Below are 16,833 nucleotides of genomic sequence, written 5' to 3'. Positions count from 1 at the left end.
GGCCATGGCCGCCGAACTAGATTCTCTTTCCCCGGGTGTGGGGAGGGGGAGACGCGTCGGCGCTGTTCTCGCACTCTCCCTCACCATCGCGTTTCTGCTGGCGGGCGCCCTCTGGCGCTACGCCGCCACCCTCCCCCCGCTCGACCTGACCCAGGCGAGCCTGCGTTCGACCGTCATCCTCGACCGGAAGGGACAGCTCCTGCGCCCCTTCGCTACGGCCGACGGGCGCTGGCGCCTGCCCGTGACCGCGACGGAAGTCGATCCGCGCACCCTCGCCATGCTGAAAGCCTACGAGGACCGCCGCTTCGACAGCCATCCCGGCATCGACCCGGCAGCGACGGTCCGCGCCGCGTGGCAGTGGCTGGCGCACGGAAAAATCGTCTCGGGCGGCTCGACCCTGTCGATGCAGGTCGCCCGCCTCGTCGAGCCGCGGAGCGAGCGCTCGCTCCTCGCCAAACTTCGGCAGATGGTCCGCGCGGTCGAGCTGGAGCGTAAGCTGGGTAAGGCCGGCGTGCTCGACCTCTACCTCGCGCTGGCCCCCTATGGCGGCCCGGTCGAGGGGCTGCGGGCGGCGAGCCTCGCCTATTTCGGCCGCGAGCCGGCCCGCCTGTCGTTCGCCGAGAGTGCGCTCCTCGTCGCCCTGCCGCAGGCGCCGGAGGCGCGCCGGCCCGATCGGTTCTCCGCGAACGCCCGGCGCGCCCGCGACCGGGTGCTCGACATCGCCGCCGCGCGCGGCGTGCTGACCGCCGAGGAGGCGCGCGCCGCCAAGGCCGAGCCGGTACCTTCTTTCCGAAAACAATTCCCGATGCTTGCGGCCCACGCCGCCGAGCAGGCCCACGCCGCCGACCCGGAGGCGCGGGTGCAGCACCTGACGCTCGACGCCCGGCTCCAGGCGAGCTTTGAGGCGCTGGCGGCCGAGCGCGCGGCGGCGGCCGGGCCGGCGCTCTCCGCCGCGATCCTCGCCATCGACAACCGCACCGGCGCGGTGCTCGCCCATGTCGGCAGCGCCGGCTATCTCGACGCCGCCCGCGCGGGTGCGGTCGATGCGACGGGGGCCGTGCGCTCGCCGGGCTCGGCTTTAAAACCCTTCATCTACGCGCTCGCCTTCGAGAACGGGCTCGCCCATCCCGAAACCCTCCTCGACGACCGCCCGGCCCGCTTCGCCGCGAGCTACGCCCCGGAAAATTTCGACATGGGGTATCGCGGCACGGTGACGGCGCGGGTCGCGCTCCAGCAATCGCTGAACCTGCCCGCGGTCGATCTCCTCGACGCGGTCGGCGCCGCCCGCTTCGTCGCGCGGCTGCGCGGCGCGGGCGCGACGATCCTGCTGCCGCGCGACACCGCTCCCGGCCTGCCGGTGGCGCTCGGCGGGCTCGGCATTACCCTGACTGACTTGGCTCGGCTCTATGCCGGGCTCGCCCGAGCCGGAAGCGTGCCGGCGCTGGCCCGGGGTCTCGACGGCCCTGCCGCCGCGCTCGAACCGGAGCGACGGATCGCCGATCCGGTCGCGGCTTGGTACGTCGCCGATATCCTGCGCGGCGCCCCGCCCCCGGAGAACGCCCTGCCCGGCCGGATCAGCTTCAAGACCGGCACCTCCTACGGCTATCGCGATGCCTGGGCGGTGGGGTTCGATGCCCGCGTGACGATCGCCGTGTGGATCGGCCGCCCCGACGGCGCCTCGGTGCCGGGCCTCGTCGGGCGGAGCCACGCCGCGCCGATCCTGTTCGACGCCTTCGCCCGGTTTGGCGGCGAGCCGGAGGCCCTGCCTCGCCCCCGCGACGCCCTCGTCGTCGCCACCGCCGCCCTGCCCCCACCCTTGCGCCACATCCGCCGCGACGCGCCGAAAACCTTCGCGGCGACGCTCGGCGTGCCCCTCAAGATCGCTTATCCGCCGGACGGCGCCCGGGTCGATCTCGGCCTCAGTGAGGGCGCGCAGGCCCGACTCGCCCTCAAGGCGCTCGGCGGCCAGCCACCCTTGACCTGGATGGTCGATGGCTTGCCGGTGGCCGAGGCGATGCGCCGGCAATCGGAATGGAGCCCGGAGGGCGCGGGCTTTGCGCGTATCTCGGTGATGGATGCGGCGGGCGCGAGCGACAGCGTGGTGGTGCGGCTGGAGTAACGCACCGCACTTACCGCTGTGCGATGGCACACGTGACTCCCGCGCTTCGAACTTTAGCTGATCCTGCCGGAGGCAACGTCCTCCCCCGCTTTCCCTTCCTCGAGGTGGGGTCCAAGGAGGTGGGGTCCAAGTCCGGGACGGCCCGGCTCATGAAGCGCATGAGGCTGCCGTGGCCTGGATCGTTCTCGTCGTCGCCGGTTTGCTGGAAGTCGTCTGGGCCTTCGCGATGAAGCAGTCGGAGGGGTTTTCCCGCTTCTGGCCCAGCGCCATCACCCTGGTCACCATGGGATTGAGCTTCGCCTGCCTCGCCTGGGCGATGCGCAGCCTGCCGCTCGGCACCGCCTACACGATCTGGACCGGCATCGGCGCCGTCGGCGCCTTCATCGTCGGCATCGCCTTTTTGGGTGAGGCGATCAACGCCACCCGTATCCTGGCGGCGCTGCTGATCGTCAGCGGGCTCGTGCTGATGAAGCTGTCGAGCACGGCCTGAGAACGGGCATCAGTCCTCGCCGCAGCCGGGAAACACCGCGAACACGTCCTCGCGCACCCGGTCGAGGATGCGCCGATAGGCCGGCTCGCAGGCCATGTCGGCGGTGATGCGCCCGTACTGCGCGCCTTCGGCCAGCGCCCCGCGCTCCGGCACCAGGGCGAGCGGGGTGGCCGCGGGGGTGAGCTGCGTGCCGCGGCCGGAGAACAGGGTGGTGAGGATGCCGAACATCTCGCCCTGGATCGTCGGCCGCCCGAGCACGGCGAGGCGGTACTGCCCCTGGAAGTTGGTGACGAGGTAGATCTGGCCCGACTGGTTCGGCACCGAGACGGTGCCGGACTGCGCGAACGGCGCATCGAGTCGCTCGGCCTCCCGGAAGACGAGCCGGGCGGTCCCGGCATCCCAGGCGATCTCGGTGCGGTAGGCGAAGATCGCCCCCGCCTGCCCGAAGGACGGGCGCAGGGTCAGGTAGCGTCCTTCGAGGAAGGCCACCGCCTCGCGGGTATAGGAGCCGAACTCCTCCGGCGCGTGGCGCGCCTTTTCCGTGAGCGCTACCGGCGGCGCGGTGGCTTGCACCCTCAGGGGAAGGCCCAGCGCCTCCTCCAGGCGTAGCGTGGTTGCCAGGGTGAAGGGCCGGCGTCCGGACAGCGCCTTCTCCAGGGTCGAGATGCTGATGCGGGCCGCGTCCGCCAGCGCTTGCCGCGACATCCGGCGGCGGGCCAGCGCCTCGCGCACCGCCTCGGCGATGAGACGGCTCTGCGCATCGGGCAGCTCGGTCTCGGGAAAATCGGCCTCGATCGGCGGCATGGTACGGGTTCCGGACGGATCCGCACAGAACCGCACCGGGGCGGGAACCGTCAAGGTTCGGCCACCGCCTCCACCAGCAAACGCTCCGGCCCCGGTGTGATCGCATGGAGCGGCCAGCAGGTGACTAGCACAAGGTGGCGGCCCGGTGCATCCGGGTCGAGGCCGGAAGCGTCCCAGCGCGCAACCCGGCGGCCGGTGACGCGGAAGCGGACGCTTCGGCCATCGCGGCGCACGACCTCGATCGGATCGCCCGCGGCGAGCCGGCCGAGGCTGCGGAACTGGGTGTCGCGGTGGGCGGCGTAGACTGCTGTGCCCGGCTCGCCCGCCTCCGGCGTGCCCTCGACATGGCCGGGCCCGAAGGCCAGCGCCTGCCCGCTCGATCCGGCAAGCACCACGTAGCTCTCGCCGAGGCCCGGAAAGGCGATGCGGGCGACCGGCACCGTATCGGCCCAGGGCCAGGGGCGCATGCCCGTCCCCTCGGCGAGGGTGAGGGCGAAGGCACGCTCCAGAAGCACCTGCGCCAGAGCGGCCTTGGCCGGAATCCAGGCGGCCTGCGTGAGCAGAACCAGCCCGGCCGCGACGAGCAGGAGGGCCGGCAGGGTTTTGATGCCCCGCCGGTCGGGACGCCGCGCGACGGCACCCGGGTTTGCGATATCGCTCACGCCGCGACCCGGCGGCGGCGGAGGGACAGACACAGGCCGAGCGCCAGCAGCACTCCGCCGAGCCAGGCGCGGATCTCGAAATCCGTCGCCGTCTGCGGCAGCGCGACCGGCTGGGCGGCGGCAAACTGGGTGGCCGGGGTCGCAGCGCGGCGCTGGCGCGGCGGCGCGGGAAGCGGCTGCGCCTCGCCCTCGCCGAACACGCTCGCGAAATCCCAACCGGCCGGCAGGTTGAGCGGCAGGTCGGTGCTGACGAGGCGCGCACCCTCGGGCCGGCGCGGGGTGGCGTCCACTGCCACCAGCGAGGTCAGGCGCGTGGTGAGCCCGTGGTCGAGGGCGAGCCGCAGGATCGCGGCATCGCTTGCTTCGGGCGAGAGCCGGCCGGTTAGCCGCGCCGTCTCGGCCTCGGCGATCTTCGCCCGCGCCCAGAGCTTGCCGATGCCGGTGCCGGCCTCCGCCGTGTCGAGCGACAGCACCGCCTGCCAGGGTGTCCCGCCGATCCGGCCGGTGAGGGTGAGCGTCCCCCGCACCGCGCGCATCCGGGCCGGCAGGATGAGCGGCTCGCCGCGGTAGAGATCGGGCAGGCGGGTGGGCGTAGCATCGACGCCGGGCTCGGAGAAGGTCGCGGTCAGGTCGGTGACGGCCGGGCTCTCCAGTTTCACCAGCAGCGCGCGCATCCGCTCGGTCACCTGATCGGGCGTGCCGATCTGGGTGAAGCTGCCCTGCCCAAATTCGGCGGCGTGGCTCATCAGGTAGCCGTTCGGGGCCGAGCCGATGCCGACCATGAACAGCCGGGAGCGCCCGCGCTCCGCCGCGATGGCGGAAAAGATCTGCGCCTCGTTGCCGATGGCGCCGTCGGTGAGGAACACGATCTGCCGCAGACGGCCGGTCTCCTCGGGCGTCGCGTCCCGCAGCGCGGCGCGCAGCGGCGCCAGCATCTCGGTGCCGCCGCTCGCTTCCAGACCGGCGACGAAGCGCTTGGCCCGGTCGAGATGGGTCTCGACGGCGGGCACGAGGTCGGGGAACAGCGTGTCGAAGCTGTGATCGAAGCGGATCACGTTGAAGCGGTCGCCCGAGCGCAGCCGGTCGAGGCCGATCAGCAGGCTCGCCTTGGCCTGACGCATCGAGGCGCCGCCCATGGAGCCGGAATTGTCGATCACGAACACCACGTCGCGGGGCACGGGCGCGGCCGGGCTCGCCGCCTCCGGCGGGGTCACCACGGCGAGCACCGCCTCGCCCCCCGCGACCCGTTCGCGGAACAGGCCGACCGAGGGCGTCTCACCGGGCGCGGCGGTCCAGGTCAGCTCGAAATCGCGGTCGGCGGCGGTGGCGCCGTCGGCGAGTGTGATCCGGCGCTCGCTCCCCGATAGCTCCTCGACGCGGATGGCGTGGGTGGCGCTGCGCACCTGGCCCAGCGGGAAGCCGGCCTTGAGATCGATGGTGAGCGTCAGCGGGTTGACCGGCGCGCGGCGGGCCGGATCGAGCACCGGGGCCGCGATCTTTTGGCGATCAGGGACGGGATCGGCGGCGGAGGGGCCCTCCACCACGGACGTTACCGCCGACGGAGCGGGGCTGTAGCGCGGGGCGGCGACGGTCGGCAGGCGCAAGGCGTAGATGCCGGCGGTCGGCCGCACCGGCTGCTGGTATTCGAGCTGCACCAGAACCGTCTCGCCGGGGCCGATATTGGCGACTGCGTTGGTGAACAGGTTCGGCCGCTGCTGCTCGGTGAGCGCGGCGGCCTTGCCCTCGGCTTTCGCCGCCTCGTAGACGCGCCGCGCCGCCTCGCGCTCGCGGATCTCGGCGACGATGACCCGGTCGCCGACCACGAGCTTCATCGTATCCACCGCCGCGTCCTCCGGCAGCGGGAACAGGTAGGTGCCCTCCACCCATTCCGCCGTGGTGTTGCGGAAGACCTGGGTGATCGTCGCCCGTGCGGTCGGGCCGCTCACGGTGATCGCGGCGTCCGCCTTGAGGCGGGGCGCCTCGACGGGCGCGCCGCCCTCGGAGCGGAGCAGCAGGGTTCCGCTGCCGTCCTGCGCCCTTGTCTCCTGTGCCCTTGTCTCCTGTGCCCTTGTCTCCTGTGCCCTTGTCTCCTGTGCCCTTGCCGGCGCGATGCCGGCGACGAGGGCGAGCAGGAGGGCGATCAGCGGTCCGAGCAGCAGGTTGCGCGTCAGGCCCGGAGCCGGGCATGCGAGCGGCGATCGGGGATGGGAGGACGGTGGGAATGGGGACAGGGGAAGCGAGAGCATGGGAGCCTCCGTCGGCGGGTCCCGGCCGGGCGGCCGGTTCCTGCCAAGGCTCCTCCAGCGGACGCTCCGCCGCCACGGGACGCTTCGCCCACCTTCGGCCCCGCGCCGCACCTGGCCGGCCGGCGATGTCCGGAAAGCGGCGCAGTTCGTCGCTGACAGTGACGCTTCGTCCGGATCGGTGCGGGGATCGGGCGCGGCGTCGCGGCCCGCTGTTCGGCCGGCGCGAACCGCCTACATCGGACTCATGTCCCGCTCGACCCCGCCTTCCACCCGCATCGTCTGCATCCGCCACGGTGAATCGACCTTCAACGCGCATCACGAGGCGACGGGGCGCGATCCCGGCCATATCGATGCGCGCCTGTCCGAGCGCGGCCACGCTCAGGTCGCGGCAGCCCGCGAGGCGTTGCGCGAGATTCCCTTCGAACTCGTCGTCACCTCGCCGCTGACCCGGGCGCTCCAGACCACCGCCGGGATTTTTTCCGATCACCCGGCCCGCCCCGACCTGCTGGTCGAGGTGCTCCACCGGGAATGTCAGGAGAGCAGTTGCGACATCGGCCGGGCGGCCTCGGTGCTGGCGCGGGAGTTCCCGGGTTTTCGGATCGATCACCTGCCCGAGACGTGGTGGTACGCGCAAGGGGAGGCCGGGCCCGACGGCTGGCACGTGGAGCCGCGGACCCTATTCGACCAGCGGGTCTCGGGGTTTCGCGATTGGCTGCGGGCGCGGCCGGAGCGGACCATCGCAGTCGTCGGCCATTGCACCTTCTTCTACCACCTGACCGGGCGCTGGCTCGCCAACTGCGAGGCGCTCGACATCGATCTCAGGGAGGAGCCGCGACCGCGCGCCTACGGCTGAACGCCGGCTCGGGCCGCCTCCAGGCGCTCGCGGGCGGAGAGCAGGTCGATCGCCGGCGCCTGGCGGCCGATGCGGAGCGCCTCGTCGAGGATGCCGAGCGCGGTCCGCCACGTCCCTTCCGCGAAGGGAGCCGCCCCCTCCGCCACCTCCGCGGCGCTGCGCGGGTCGGCGAAAGCGCGCAAGGCCGCCGTGGCGGTGCGCGACGCGGCGGAGGCGCGGGCGCCGACGATCCAGGCATGGCGGCCGGCGGCGGCGTGGGCGAGCGCGCCGCCCTGCATCTCGGCATTGCGCAGGGCGGCCATGGCCGTCTGTGCGTCGGACGCGATCTCGCAGCGGGCGGCGAGCGCCGGCAGCCCGGCCGCGTCGAGGAGCGGCGGCAGGATACGGCGGGCGCTCTCGAGCGCGAGGAAGGCGGTGCGGGCGGCCTCGATTGCGGGCGCGTCCGCCGAGCCGGAGAGCCGCAGCACGAAGGCCATCAACCCCTGCCGCTCGGCCTCCGGCATGGCGTCGTTGAGGCCGAGCGCGTAGGCCGCGAGCGGGCGCGAGAAGCAGGGCGGGCAATCCTCGGTCGCGGTGATCGCCCGGTAGGGCAGCCCCGCCGCGACCAAAGCCGCCTCGTTGATGCAGGTGCCCCCGTCCGGTCCGGGGAAGGTGTGCGATCCCTTCAAGAGCCGCCAGTTGAGGATGGGCGCGAAGGCGTCGAGGGCGTGGTGTTCGCTCAAGCAGGGCTCCTCCCGATCCGGGACCAACCTGCCTCGGGTTCGAGGGAGTTGGCGAGAGGGCGTTTAGCCACCCAGGCCGGTCGCCAGCCCTGACAGCATGGCGAGCCCGAGCACCAGCACGGAGGCGCCGGCCAGGAGCTCCAGCCCGCCGACCGCGAGGGCTCCGGCCTGCCCGCGCCCGCCCGCGAGGCGCAGCGCCAGGGCCTTGGCGAAAACCGCGAGGCTCGCGAGCGCCCCGGTGGTGAGCGCGGTGCCGAGCGCCATGGCGAAGGTCGCGGCGATACCCGCGGCGAGCAGGCCCTGCGCGGCGCAGAACACGAGGATCAGCACCGCCCCGGCGCAGGGGCGGGAGCCGGCAGCGAGCACCACGCCGGCCCGCTCGCGCCAGCCGCCGAGCCTGTCGAGGGCGGCGGCATCGGTCAGGTGAGTATGGCCGCAGCCGGGGCCGCACGCCTCGGCCGAGCTATCGATGGCAAGGCCGGCGAGTCGCCCGGCCTTGCGCCACGTCACCGCGGCCCCGAGCCCGGTCACGAGAGCGAAGCTGACGGTCTCGATCAGGGTGCCGGCCCGCGTCATCCCGGCGGCGGTCGTGTTGAGGACGAGGACGCCGACCAGCACGATGGCGATGGCCACGAGAGCCTGGAGCAGGGCCGCGGCGGCGCTCAGGGCAAAGCCGCGCCGCAACGTGCGCTCGCCGGCGACGATGTAGCCGGCGATCACCGCCTTGCCGTGGCCGGGCCCGGCAGCGTGGAACACGCCATAGGCGAAGCCCATCACGATGAGCGGCATCCAGGGGCCGCCGGCCTTCAGCGCCGTCACGGCCGCGCGGAGGTGGCTGGAGAAATTGGACTGGACCGCGAGCAGCCAGCCGCCGAGCCCCGTCGCCGCCGGGGCGGCCTCGCGAAAACCGATGCCGAAGGGCGAGCGCGGCGGCGGAGCAGCGACGGGGCCGAGCACCCAGGCGATGCCGGCGAGGAGGCCGCCAGCCGCCAGCACCGCCCCGGCGGCGAGAGCCAGCCGCAGCGGCCACCGGCTGCCTGCCAGACCTGCGGGGCGGATCGCGGCGGTCAGGGACATGCGACGATGGCCCGGTTGGCGAATTGCTCGCCGTAATTCGAGGCGGCGGTGAGCGCCTCGAACATCGCCTCCGTCATCGACTGGCCGGCGGAGGCCACATTGGGTTCGGTGTTCTTTGCCCGCGTCACCGTCATGCTGCAGCCGGGGGCGGCGCCGGCGAGGCGCACCGCGTCGGCCCCGTCCGCGAGGCTGAAGGCGATGAAGTAGGTCGGATCGTAGACTTCGATGGCCGCGACGCCCCTGCCCTGGGCGGCGGGCGTCTTCAGCGGCAGCAGGAAGCTCAAGGTCAGCTTGCCGCCCTCCATGGCCATCCGCGCCTCCTGCGGCTCGGCGAAGGCCTGCTCCTTGCCGGCCACCTTGAGCTTCGTGAAGTAGGCGAACTCGGCGAGGTTGGCGGCTTGCTCCTTCGCCGAGCCCTGAAGCTCATCGGGCGAGACCTTGCCGTCGCCGTTCGCGTCCAGCCCCTGGGTCAGGAAGGCGGTGTATTCGGGGTCGAAGGTCCAGGCGTGGCGGATGCCGGTGACGCGGCCCGCCTCGTAGGCAAGTTCGGCCTTGGCGGTGATCCAGACATGGGGGTGGGCCCAGGCCGGGCTCAAAGCCGCGAGATTGGCCGCAAGACCGGCCGCGAGGCCGAGCGCGGTGGTGAGAGCGAGACGTCTGATGGAGGCGGCGGTCGGCATGGCGCTCGGGTTGCGGCTCGCTGCGTGTCGAAAGGTGACGACGATGCAAACGGACCCTGCCCGGACGATCGGGCGAAAGCAGGGCGCGCCCCGTTCTACGGCCGCTTGAGCAGCGTCTCGACCTCCGCTGCCTCCGCCTCGGACAGGCCTTCCGCCCGTGTCGGCGGGCGGCGGCGCGACAGGCGCCAGATGCCGAAGGCGCCCAAGCCCACCGCGAGCAGCGGGCTCATCCAGAGCAGCAGCGTGTGCCAGCCGAAGACGGGGCGCAGCAGCACGAACTCGCCGTAGCGGGCCACGACGTAATCGACGACTTGGGCATTGCTGTCGCCCTCCTTCAGCCGCTCGCGCACCAGCACACGCAGGTCCTTGGCGAGCGGCGCGTCGGAATCGTCGATCGACTGGTTCTGGCAGACGAGGCAGCGCAGACCTTCCGAGATCTGCCGCGCCCGCGCCTCCATGGCGGGGTCCTTGAGCACCTCGTCCGGCTGCACGGCGAGCGCCGCGGAAGCGGCGAGGGTCAGAGCGAGCGCGACGAGGGTGGAGCGAAGGCGCTTCATTCGGCGGGCACCGCGGAAGGGGACAGCTTGGCGCGCGCCTTGACCGGGGCGCCGACGCGCATCCGCCGGTCGGTGAGCGAGAGGCCGCCGCCCGCCGCCATGATGAGCGAACCGATCCAGATCAGCAGCACCAGCGGCTTGTAGTACAGTCGCATGCCGATCGAGCCATCGGGCAGCACCTCGCCGAGGCTGGCGTAGATCTGGCTGACGCCGACCGTCTTCAGTCCGGATTCGGTCACCGTCATCCGGCGGGAGGGATAGAAGCGCTTGCCGGTCTCGACCGTGCCGACATAGTCGCCCGCGCGGTTGCGCAGCGTCAGGAAGGCGGTCGTCTCCTCGTAATTCTCGCCCTTGGTCGGACCGACCCGGTCGAGGGTGGCAACGTAGGGGCCGGAGGCGACCTGACCGCCCGGCCGGATCGTCGCGAGTCCCTCCGTCGCCCAGCCCTGCCCGGCGATGCCGAGCACGACGACGCCGACGCCGGCATGGGCCAGAGCCGTGCCCCAGGCCGAGCGCGGCAGGCCGACCGCCCGGCGCCACGTCGTGCCGAGGTCGTGCGTCCGGTTCTGGCCGTAGCCGCGGGCACGCGCCCAGATTTCGAGCGCGGAGCCGATGATGAGGTAGGCACCGAAGCCAAGGCCGACCGGCGCCATGACCGGGCCGCCCCAGGCCAGAGCCGCCGCGCCGAGCGCGACGACGAGCGCCACCGCGAAGGCCGCCAACAGGCGCTGCGCGGCCGCCGCGGCATCGCCCCGCTTCCACGCGAGCGCCTGCCCGAACGGCACGATCACGAGGAGCGGCAGCGCCAGCGGGATGAAGGTCCAGTTGAAGAAGGGCGGACCGACCGAGATTTTTTCGCCCGTCAGCATCTCGAGAAGCAGCGGGTAGAGCGTGCCGACGAACACCGTGGCGCAGGCGGCGACCAGGAACAGGTTGTTCATCACCAGCGCCCCCTCGCGGGAGATCGGCGCGAACAGGCCGCCCTGGCGCAAGCTCGGGGCGCGCCACGCGAACAGGCTAAGCGCGCCGCCAATGAACAGGGCGAGGATCGCCAGGATGAACACGCCGCGGCTCGGATCGGAGGCGAAGCTGTGCACCGAGGTGAGCAGCCCCGAGCGGACGATGAAGGTGCCGACCAGCGAGAGCGAGAAGGTGAGGATGGCGAGCAAAACCGTCCAGACCTTGAGCGCGTCGCGCTTCTCCATGACGACGATGGAGTGCAGCAGCGCCGTTCCGGCGATCCAGGGCATCAGCGAGGCGTTCTCGACCGGATCCCAGAACCACCAGCCACCCCAGCCGAGTTCGTAATAGGCCCAGTACGAGCCCATGGCGATGCCGAGCGTCAGGAAGCTCCAGGCGATCAGGGCCCAGGGCCGCACCGCCCGCGCCCAGACCGCGTCGATGCGTCCCTCGATCAAGGCGGCGACGGCGAAGGCGAAGGTGACCGAGAAGCCGACATAGCCGAGATAGAGCAGCGGCGGATGGATCGCGAGGCCGAGATCCTGCAGCAGCGGGTTGAGGTCGTTGCCCTCCAGGGGGGCCGGCGCGACGCGGGCGAACGGGTTCGAGGTCGTGATGATGAACAGCACGAATACGAAGGTGACGCTGGCCTGCACCATCAGCGTGTTGGTGCGCAGCACCGGCGGCACGGAGGTCTTGGCGGCGGCGACCCAGGCGCCGAACAGGGCGAGGATCAGCACCCAGAGGAGCATCGAGCCCTCGTGGTTCCCCCAGACGCCGGAGATCTTGTAGATCAGGGGCTTGGCGGTGTGCGAGTTCTCAACGACGTTCTGGACCGAGAAGTCTGAGGTCACGTGCGCGTAGGTCAGCGCGCAGAAGGCGAACAGGATGCAGGCGAAGGTGCCGAGCGCGGCGGGGCCCGCCACCTCGCGCAGGGCCGCGTCGCCCGAGCGGGCGGCCCAGGCCGGCATCACCGCCTGCACCAGGGACAGGGCCAGCGCGAGCGCCAGCGCGTAATGGCCGATCTCGACGATCACCGGCAGTCCCCTCGCGCGGTTTCGGTCCGGATGGTCATGGAAGCTTTCACCGCTCGCTGCGCTGACCCAGGGTGGCATCGGCCGTGCCCGGCTTCGCCGCATCCTTCGGAGCCTCTTTTCCCCCGCCCTCCTGCCAGCGCCCCTGCGCCTTGAGGGCGTCGGCGACCTCGCGGGGCATGTAGTTCTCGTCGTGCTTGGCCAGCACCGTGTCGGCCCGGAACACGCCGCCGGCATCGAGTGTGCCCTCGGCGACGATGCCCTGGCCCTCGCGGAACAGGTCGGGCAATAGGCCGCGATACTGCACCGGCACCGTGGCGCTGGTGTCGGTCACCGAAAACTCGACGTTCTGGTCGGGTCCGCGCTTCACCGAACCGTCCTTGACGAGGCCGCCGAGGCGGAAGCGGGTGCCCGGCGCCACGCCCTGCGCCGCCACCTCGGCGGGCGAGCGGAAGAACACGATCGAGCCGCTCATCGCCGACAGGATCAGCCCGAGCGCCAGCGCCAGCACGGCGCCGCAGGCGGCGATGAGGATCAGGCGGCGGCTCTTGCGGGTCACAACGGTTCCGTCCCGGTTCGTCGGCTTCTTCTCATTCCTTCAGGCTGACGAAAGCCTGAAGGCGGTCCGACGTCTGCGATTGATCAAGGACCGGTTTCGGCCCGACCGCCCGCGGGGTCAAGGTTGGACGGGCGGGACCGATTGTCAGGGGACGCGGCCCGCTCCGGTCTTGCCGCGGTCCTGTCGTGCTACGGCTGGGAAGGATTCAGGCCGAGTTCCTTGCCCAACGCATCGAGGCGTTCCACCGCGGTCGGGTTGGCGGCGAGCGCCATCTTGGCCCGGTCGAGCGCCTGCGCGGCGGCCGCGCGATCCCCGAGGACGCCGTAGGAACGCACGAGCCGCATCCACTCGTCGGCGCTGCCACCCTTGGCGGCGAGCCGCCGGTCGAGACTTGCGACCATGGCGCGGATCGTGGCCTCGCGCTCGGCCGGCGGCATCGCCTTGATCGCGGCGGCCGCGGCGTCGGGCTCGACGGCGGCCTTTTCGCCGGGCCGCTCGCCGGCCCGCTCACCGGCCCGCTCACCGGCCTCAGTCCTCGGCGGCGCGCCGGCTCCGGCGAGACCGAGTTCTTGGGCCTGTGCGTCGAAGCGGGTCAGCGCCTCGCCGTCGTCGCGGAATGCCTTACGCGCCCGTTCCAAGGCATCGAGCGCCTTGTCGCGCTCGCCGAGCACCGCGTGGGAGCGCACGAGGCGCAGCCACTCGTCGGCGGAGCCGCCCTGCTTAGCCAAGCGCCGCTCCAGCCCCTCGACCATGCCGCGGATGGCGTCGATCCGCTCGGAGGGCGGCAGGGCCTGGATGTTGCTGCCGGGCCCGGCGACCGGGGCGTCGGATTTCTCCCCCTCCCCGCCTCCTTCGGCCTTCGGCGCGGCGGTCTCGCCCTTCAGCCGGGCGAGGTTCTCCCGCACCGCCGGCAGCCAGGGCGCGTCCGCGGGCGCGGAGGCCGCCATCGCCTCGAGCCGCCGCACGGCGCCAGCCACGTCGCCGGACTGCTCGTCGCCGCGGGCGAGATAGAACTGGGGCTTGGCCGCCTTCGGCTCGGCGGCGAGCGCCCGGCCCAGCACCTTGCGCGCCTCCGGCGACACCGTGCCGTCGGCGGCCGCGACCAGAGCCTCGCCCCAATCGGACAGGGCTTGGGCGTCCTCGCCCTTGAGGCGGACGAGCGCGGCGTAGGCGCGGGCCGCGTCATCGAACCGCCCGAGCCGCATGTAGACCGGTCCGAGCACGCTCCAGCCGCGGGCATCATCCGGGTGGTTGGCGAGACGCGCCTCGATCTGGCCGATGGCAGTCATCAGATCCTGCGCGCCGGCCCGCGTCGCCTTACGGTCGGCGTCGGTCTGCGAGGGGAGGTTCGGCGAGCCGTAGAGGCCGTAGACGACAAGGGCGACGAGGGGGATGGTGGAGAGCGCGAAGGCGGAGGCAGCCCGGCGCTGGCGCAGATGCGGCTCGGCGATCGGCGCGGCACCTGACGCCTCGGCCCGCTCCTCGCGGCTCGCCCGCAGCAGCCGGCGCGCGGCCTCGGCGCGCGCGGCCTCGGCTTCGGCCGGGGCGATGAGGCCGCGGCCGAGATCGCGCTCGATCTCGGCAAGCTGATCCTCGTAGAAGCCGGTCTCGGTGGCGAGACCGTCGCTGCTCTCCGCCTCAGGCCTGGCCCCTTGCCGACGGCGGCGCGACATCGGCCAGAGCAACGCGAACACGGCTGCGCCGGTCATGGCCGCCAAGATAAACCAGATCGCCGTCATCAGACCCAAAGATTTAAGCTCGGCCCCGTGTAGAGCCCGAGCAGGGCCTGCACGACATCGCTTCCGGGTGACACGTCGTCACGCGCGGGTGAAGCACGGCCATAGCACAGGCGGCCTGGTCCGTAACCTTCGCTCGGCCGCTGCTACTCAGCGTTGTCCGGCCCCCACAGGCGCGTCGCCCGGCACCTCGATCACGGCCCGCAAGCCGCCGAGGGCCGCCGCCTCCAGTCGGAAGCGGCCACGGTAGAGTGCGGCCAGATCCGCCACGATCGACAGGCCGAGGCCGGAGCCGGGCTTGGTCTCGTCGAGGCGCCGGCCCCGCTTCAGCACCGCGGCGCGATCCTCCTCCGGCAGGCCCGGCCCGTCATCCTCCACCGCCACGAGCAGGTGGGGATAATCGTGCTCACCGGTGGGTGCGGCGGAGATCGAGACACGGCCCGCTGCCCATTTCGAGGCGTTGTCGACGAGGTTGCCGATCATCTCCTCGAAATCCTGCTTCTCGCCGCGGAAGCGCAGACCCGGCGGCACGTGGACCTCGTAGGCGATGTCCTTGTCGCGGTAGATCTTTCCGAACGTCCTCACGAGGCCGGCAAGCGCGGGCTCGACCTCGGTCGAGGTGCCGAGCGTGCCGGCGAGCGCCGCGGCGCGGGCGCGGTCGAGGTGGTAGTTCACCTGATCGCGCATCACCGCCGCCTGCTCGCGGATCTTCTCCGACAGTTCGGGCGGAGCGTCGCTGCCGCCGGCCTCGTTGACGATGATCGAGAGCGGGGTCTTCAGGGCATGGGCGAGATTGCCGACCTGGGTGCGGGCACGCTCCAGGATCTCGCGGTTGGTCTCGATGAGCAGGTTGATCTCACCCGCGAGCGGAGCGATGTCGCGGGGATACTCGCCGTCGATCCGGTCGGCCTCGCCGCGGCGGATCGAGCCGAGCGCCGTGCGCAGCTTGCGCAAGGGGGCGAGGCCGAAGCGGATCTGCAGCAGCGCGGTGGCCGCAAGCGAGAAGCCGAGCAGGCCGAAGGTCATGAACAGTGAGAAGCGGAAGCGCTCGACGTCGTTGACGATCTCATCGGCGGGCCCCGCCACCCGCACGGTGTAGCGCCCGTCGGCGCCGACATCGACGTCGCGCTCGACGATGCGCAGGGTCCGGTCATCCTGGCCCTTGCTGTAGCCCTGGCGGATCTGACCGATGGTGGCGGTGCCGGCCTGATCGGGCCCTTTCAGCGGCACGCCGACGAGCGAGCGCGAGGTGCGCAGGTCGCGCGGCTTCGCGTCCGGTCGTCCGACCTGCCAGTACCAGCCCGACAGCGGCAGGTCGAAGCGCGGATCGCCCAGCGAGAAGGAGCGCGTCTCGGGCTCGCTCGGCGAGACGAGATCGGTGGCGAGGTTGTTGGCGAAGACGAGCAGACGGCTGTCGAAGGCGCGCTCGGTGTTCTCACGGTAGAGCGTGGTGAGGATAAAGGCCGCGATGACGAGGATCGCGGTGCTCGATAGGAACGAGGAGACCGCGAGCCGGACCGCGATGGAGCGGCGGCGCAGGGGGAGCCAAGCGAGGCGGTCGGTCATCGGCGGGGTTTCGTCTGGGAATGGGCGTTTGCCTCTGCCAAGGCGCCCAGCGCTGAGTTCACCGGCTCCGCAATCCTCACCCCCGCCCGGGCGGCTGATTCGGATCGATCAGATATCCCAAGCCCCGCACCGTCTGGATCAGGTCCACGGCGAGCTTCTTCCTGAGCCGCCCGACGAACACCTCGATGGTGTTGGAATCCCGATCGAAATCCTGGTCGTAGAGGTGCTCGGTCAGCTCGGCGCGGGAGACGACGCGGCCGGTATGATGCATCAGGTAGGAGAGTAGCCGGTACTCGTGGCTCGTCAGCTTGATCGGGGCGCCGTCGACGAAGACGCGGCCCGAGCGGGTGTCGAGGGTAACGGGGCCGCAGGCGATCTGACTGCTGGCGTGGCCGGCCGCGCGCCGAAGAATCGCACGCACGCGGGCCATCAGTTCCTCCATGTGGAAGGGCTTGGTGACGTAGTCGTCGGCGCCCGCGTCGAAGCCGTCGACCTTGTCGGACCAGCGGTCACGGGCGGTGAGGATGATGACGGGGGTCTTCACCCCGGCCCGGCGCCAGTTTTGGAGCACGGTGACGCCGTCGGCCTTGGGCAGGCCCATATCGAGGATGATGGCGTCGTAGGGCTCGTTCTCGCCGAGATAGCCGCCCTCCTCGCCGTCGAACGCCTTGTCGGCGACGTAGCCGGCCTCTTCCAGCGCGGCGACGACCTGTCGGTTGATGTCACGGTCATCCTCGACCACGAGCAGACGCACAGTCGTCACTCCTC

15 protein-coding genes are annotated in these 16,833 nt (G+C 71.9%); 3 read left to right on the top strand and 12 right to left on the bottom strand.

All coding sequences use genetic code 11. The features are described 5' to 3' along the window. Positions 1-4 precede the first annotated feature (4 nt). Positions 5-2,119 (top strand): penicillin-binding protein 1C, encoded by a 2,115-nt coding sequence (gene pbpC, locus FHU13_RS04695; RefSeq protein ID WP_183434675.1) that lies wholly within the window; start codon positions 5-7, stop codon positions 2,117-2,119. Positions 2,120-2,288: 169 nt separating this feature from the next. Further along, complete coding sequence (sugE, locus tag FHU13_RS04690) at positions 2,289-2,609, top strand: quaternary ammonium compound efflux SMR transporter SugE (RefSeq protein WP_183434674.1); 321 nt, start codon at positions 2,289-2,291, stop codon at positions 2,607-2,609. Positions 2,610-2,618: 9 nt separating this feature from the next. Here the strand turns inward: sugE and FHU13_RS04685 are convergent, their stop codons facing one another. The 3 genes from FHU13_RS04685 to FHU13_RS04675 are packed head-to-tail and all read right to left on the bottom strand — an operon-like array spanning position 2,619 to position 6,321. Next, positions 2,619-3,413 carry a helix-turn-helix transcriptional regulator gene (locus FHU13_RS04685; protein ID WP_183434673.1) on the bottom strand — a complete coding sequence of 265 codons (795 nt, stop codon included), beginning with the start codon at positions 3,411-3,413 and terminating at the stop codon, positions 2,619-2,621. Between the two features lie 50 nt (positions 3,414-3,463). Continuing rightward, positions 3,464-4,075, bottom strand: coding sequence for a class GN sortase (locus FHU13_RS04680; RefSeq protein WP_183434672.1), 612 nt, complete (start codon positions 4,073-4,075; stop codon positions 3,464-3,466). Then, positions 4,072-6,321 carry a marine proteobacterial sortase target protein gene (locus FHU13_RS04675; protein WP_183434671.1) on the bottom strand — a complete coding sequence of 750 codons (2,250 nt, stop codon included), beginning with the start codon at positions 6,319-6,321 and terminating at the stop codon, positions 4,072-4,074. The genes FHU13_RS04680 and FHU13_RS04675 overlap by 4 nt, the downstream gene beginning before the upstream one ends. Positions 6,322-6,565: 244 nt before the next feature. Here FHU13_RS04675 and FHU13_RS04670 point away from each other — a divergent pair, with 244 nt between their 5' ends. Then, positions 6,566-7,174 carry a histidine phosphatase family protein gene (locus FHU13_RS04670; RefSeq protein ID WP_183434670.1) on the top strand — a complete coding sequence of 203 codons (609 nt, stop codon included), beginning with the start codon at positions 6,566-6,568 and terminating at the stop codon, positions 7,172-7,174. Here the strand turns inward: FHU13_RS04670 and FHU13_RS04665 are convergent. The 9 genes from FHU13_RS04665 to FHU13_RS04625 all read right to left on the bottom strand — a co-directional run bounded on the left by FHU13_RS04665 (position 7,165) and on the right by FHU13_RS04625 (position 16,819). Further along, positions 7,165-7,896 carry a hypothetical protein gene (locus FHU13_RS04665; protein WP_183434669.1) on the bottom strand — a complete coding sequence of 244 codons (732 nt, stop codon included), beginning with the start codon at positions 7,894-7,896 and terminating at the stop codon, positions 7,165-7,167. The two genes, FHU13_RS04670 and FHU13_RS04665, sit on opposite strands and share 10 nt — an antisense overlap. Before the next feature lie 63 nt (positions 7,897-7,959). Further along, on the bottom strand, positions 7,960-8,973 hold the full coding sequence (locus tag FHU13_RS04660; RefSeq protein ID WP_183434668.1) for a nickel/cobalt transporter: 1,014 nt from the start codon (positions 8,971-8,973) through the stop codon (positions 7,960-7,962). Further along, complete coding sequence (locus FHU13_RS04655) at positions 8,964-9,653, bottom strand: DUF1007 family protein (RefSeq protein WP_183434667.1); 690 nt, start codon at positions 9,651-9,653, stop codon at positions 8,964-8,966. The genes FHU13_RS04660 and FHU13_RS04655 overlap by 10 nt, the downstream gene beginning before the upstream one ends. A gap of 95 nt (positions 9,654-9,748) precedes the next feature. Beyond that, positions 9,749-10,210 carry a cytochrome c-type biogenesis protein CcmH gene (locus FHU13_RS04650; protein ID WP_183434666.1) on the bottom strand — a complete coding sequence of 154 codons (462 nt, stop codon included), beginning with the start codon at positions 10,208-10,210 and terminating at the stop codon, positions 9,749-9,751. Next, the gene (locus tag FHU13_RS04645) at positions 10,207-12,207 is read right to left on the bottom strand and encodes a heme lyase CcmF/NrfE family subunit (RefSeq protein ID WP_183434665.1); all 2,001 of its coding nucleotides are present in this window, start codon (positions 12,205-12,207) and stop codon (positions 10,207-10,209) included. The genes FHU13_RS04650 and FHU13_RS04645 overlap by 4 nt, the downstream gene beginning before the upstream one ends. A 46-nt stretch (positions 12,208-12,253) precedes the next feature. Next, on the bottom strand, positions 12,254-12,763 hold the full coding sequence (gene ccmE, locus FHU13_RS04640; protein ID WP_183434664.1) for a cytochrome c maturation protein CcmE: 510 nt from the start codon (positions 12,761-12,763) through the stop codon (positions 12,254-12,256). 188 nt (positions 12,764-12,951) lie between these two features. Further along, positions 12,952-14,502 (bottom strand): c-type cytochrome biogenesis protein CcmI, encoded by a 1,551-nt coding sequence (gene ccmI / locus FHU13_RS04635; protein WP_183434728.1) that lies wholly within the window; start codon positions 14,500-14,502, stop codon positions 12,952-12,954. Positions 14,503-14,649: 147 nt separating this feature from the next. Further along, complete coding sequence (locus FHU13_RS04630; RefSeq protein WP_183434663.1) at positions 14,650-16,065, bottom strand: ATP-binding protein; 1,416 nt, start codon at positions 16,063-16,065, stop codon at positions 14,650-14,652. Positions 16,066-16,141: 76 nt separating this feature from the next. Beyond that, the gene (locus FHU13_RS04625) at positions 16,142-16,819 is read right to left on the bottom strand and encodes a response regulator transcription factor (protein WP_026105562.1); all 678 of its coding nucleotides are present in this window, start codon (positions 16,817-16,819) and stop codon (positions 16,142-16,144) included. Positions 16,820-16,833: the final 14 nt, after the last annotated feature.

The sequence above is a fragment of the Methylobacterium sp. R2-1 genome (genome assembly GCF_014191355.1).
Lineage (GTDB): Bacteria > Pseudomonadota > Alphaproteobacteria > Rhizobiales > Beijerinckiaceae > Methylobacterium.
This window is presented reverse-complemented; position numbering and strand designations above follow the sequence as displayed.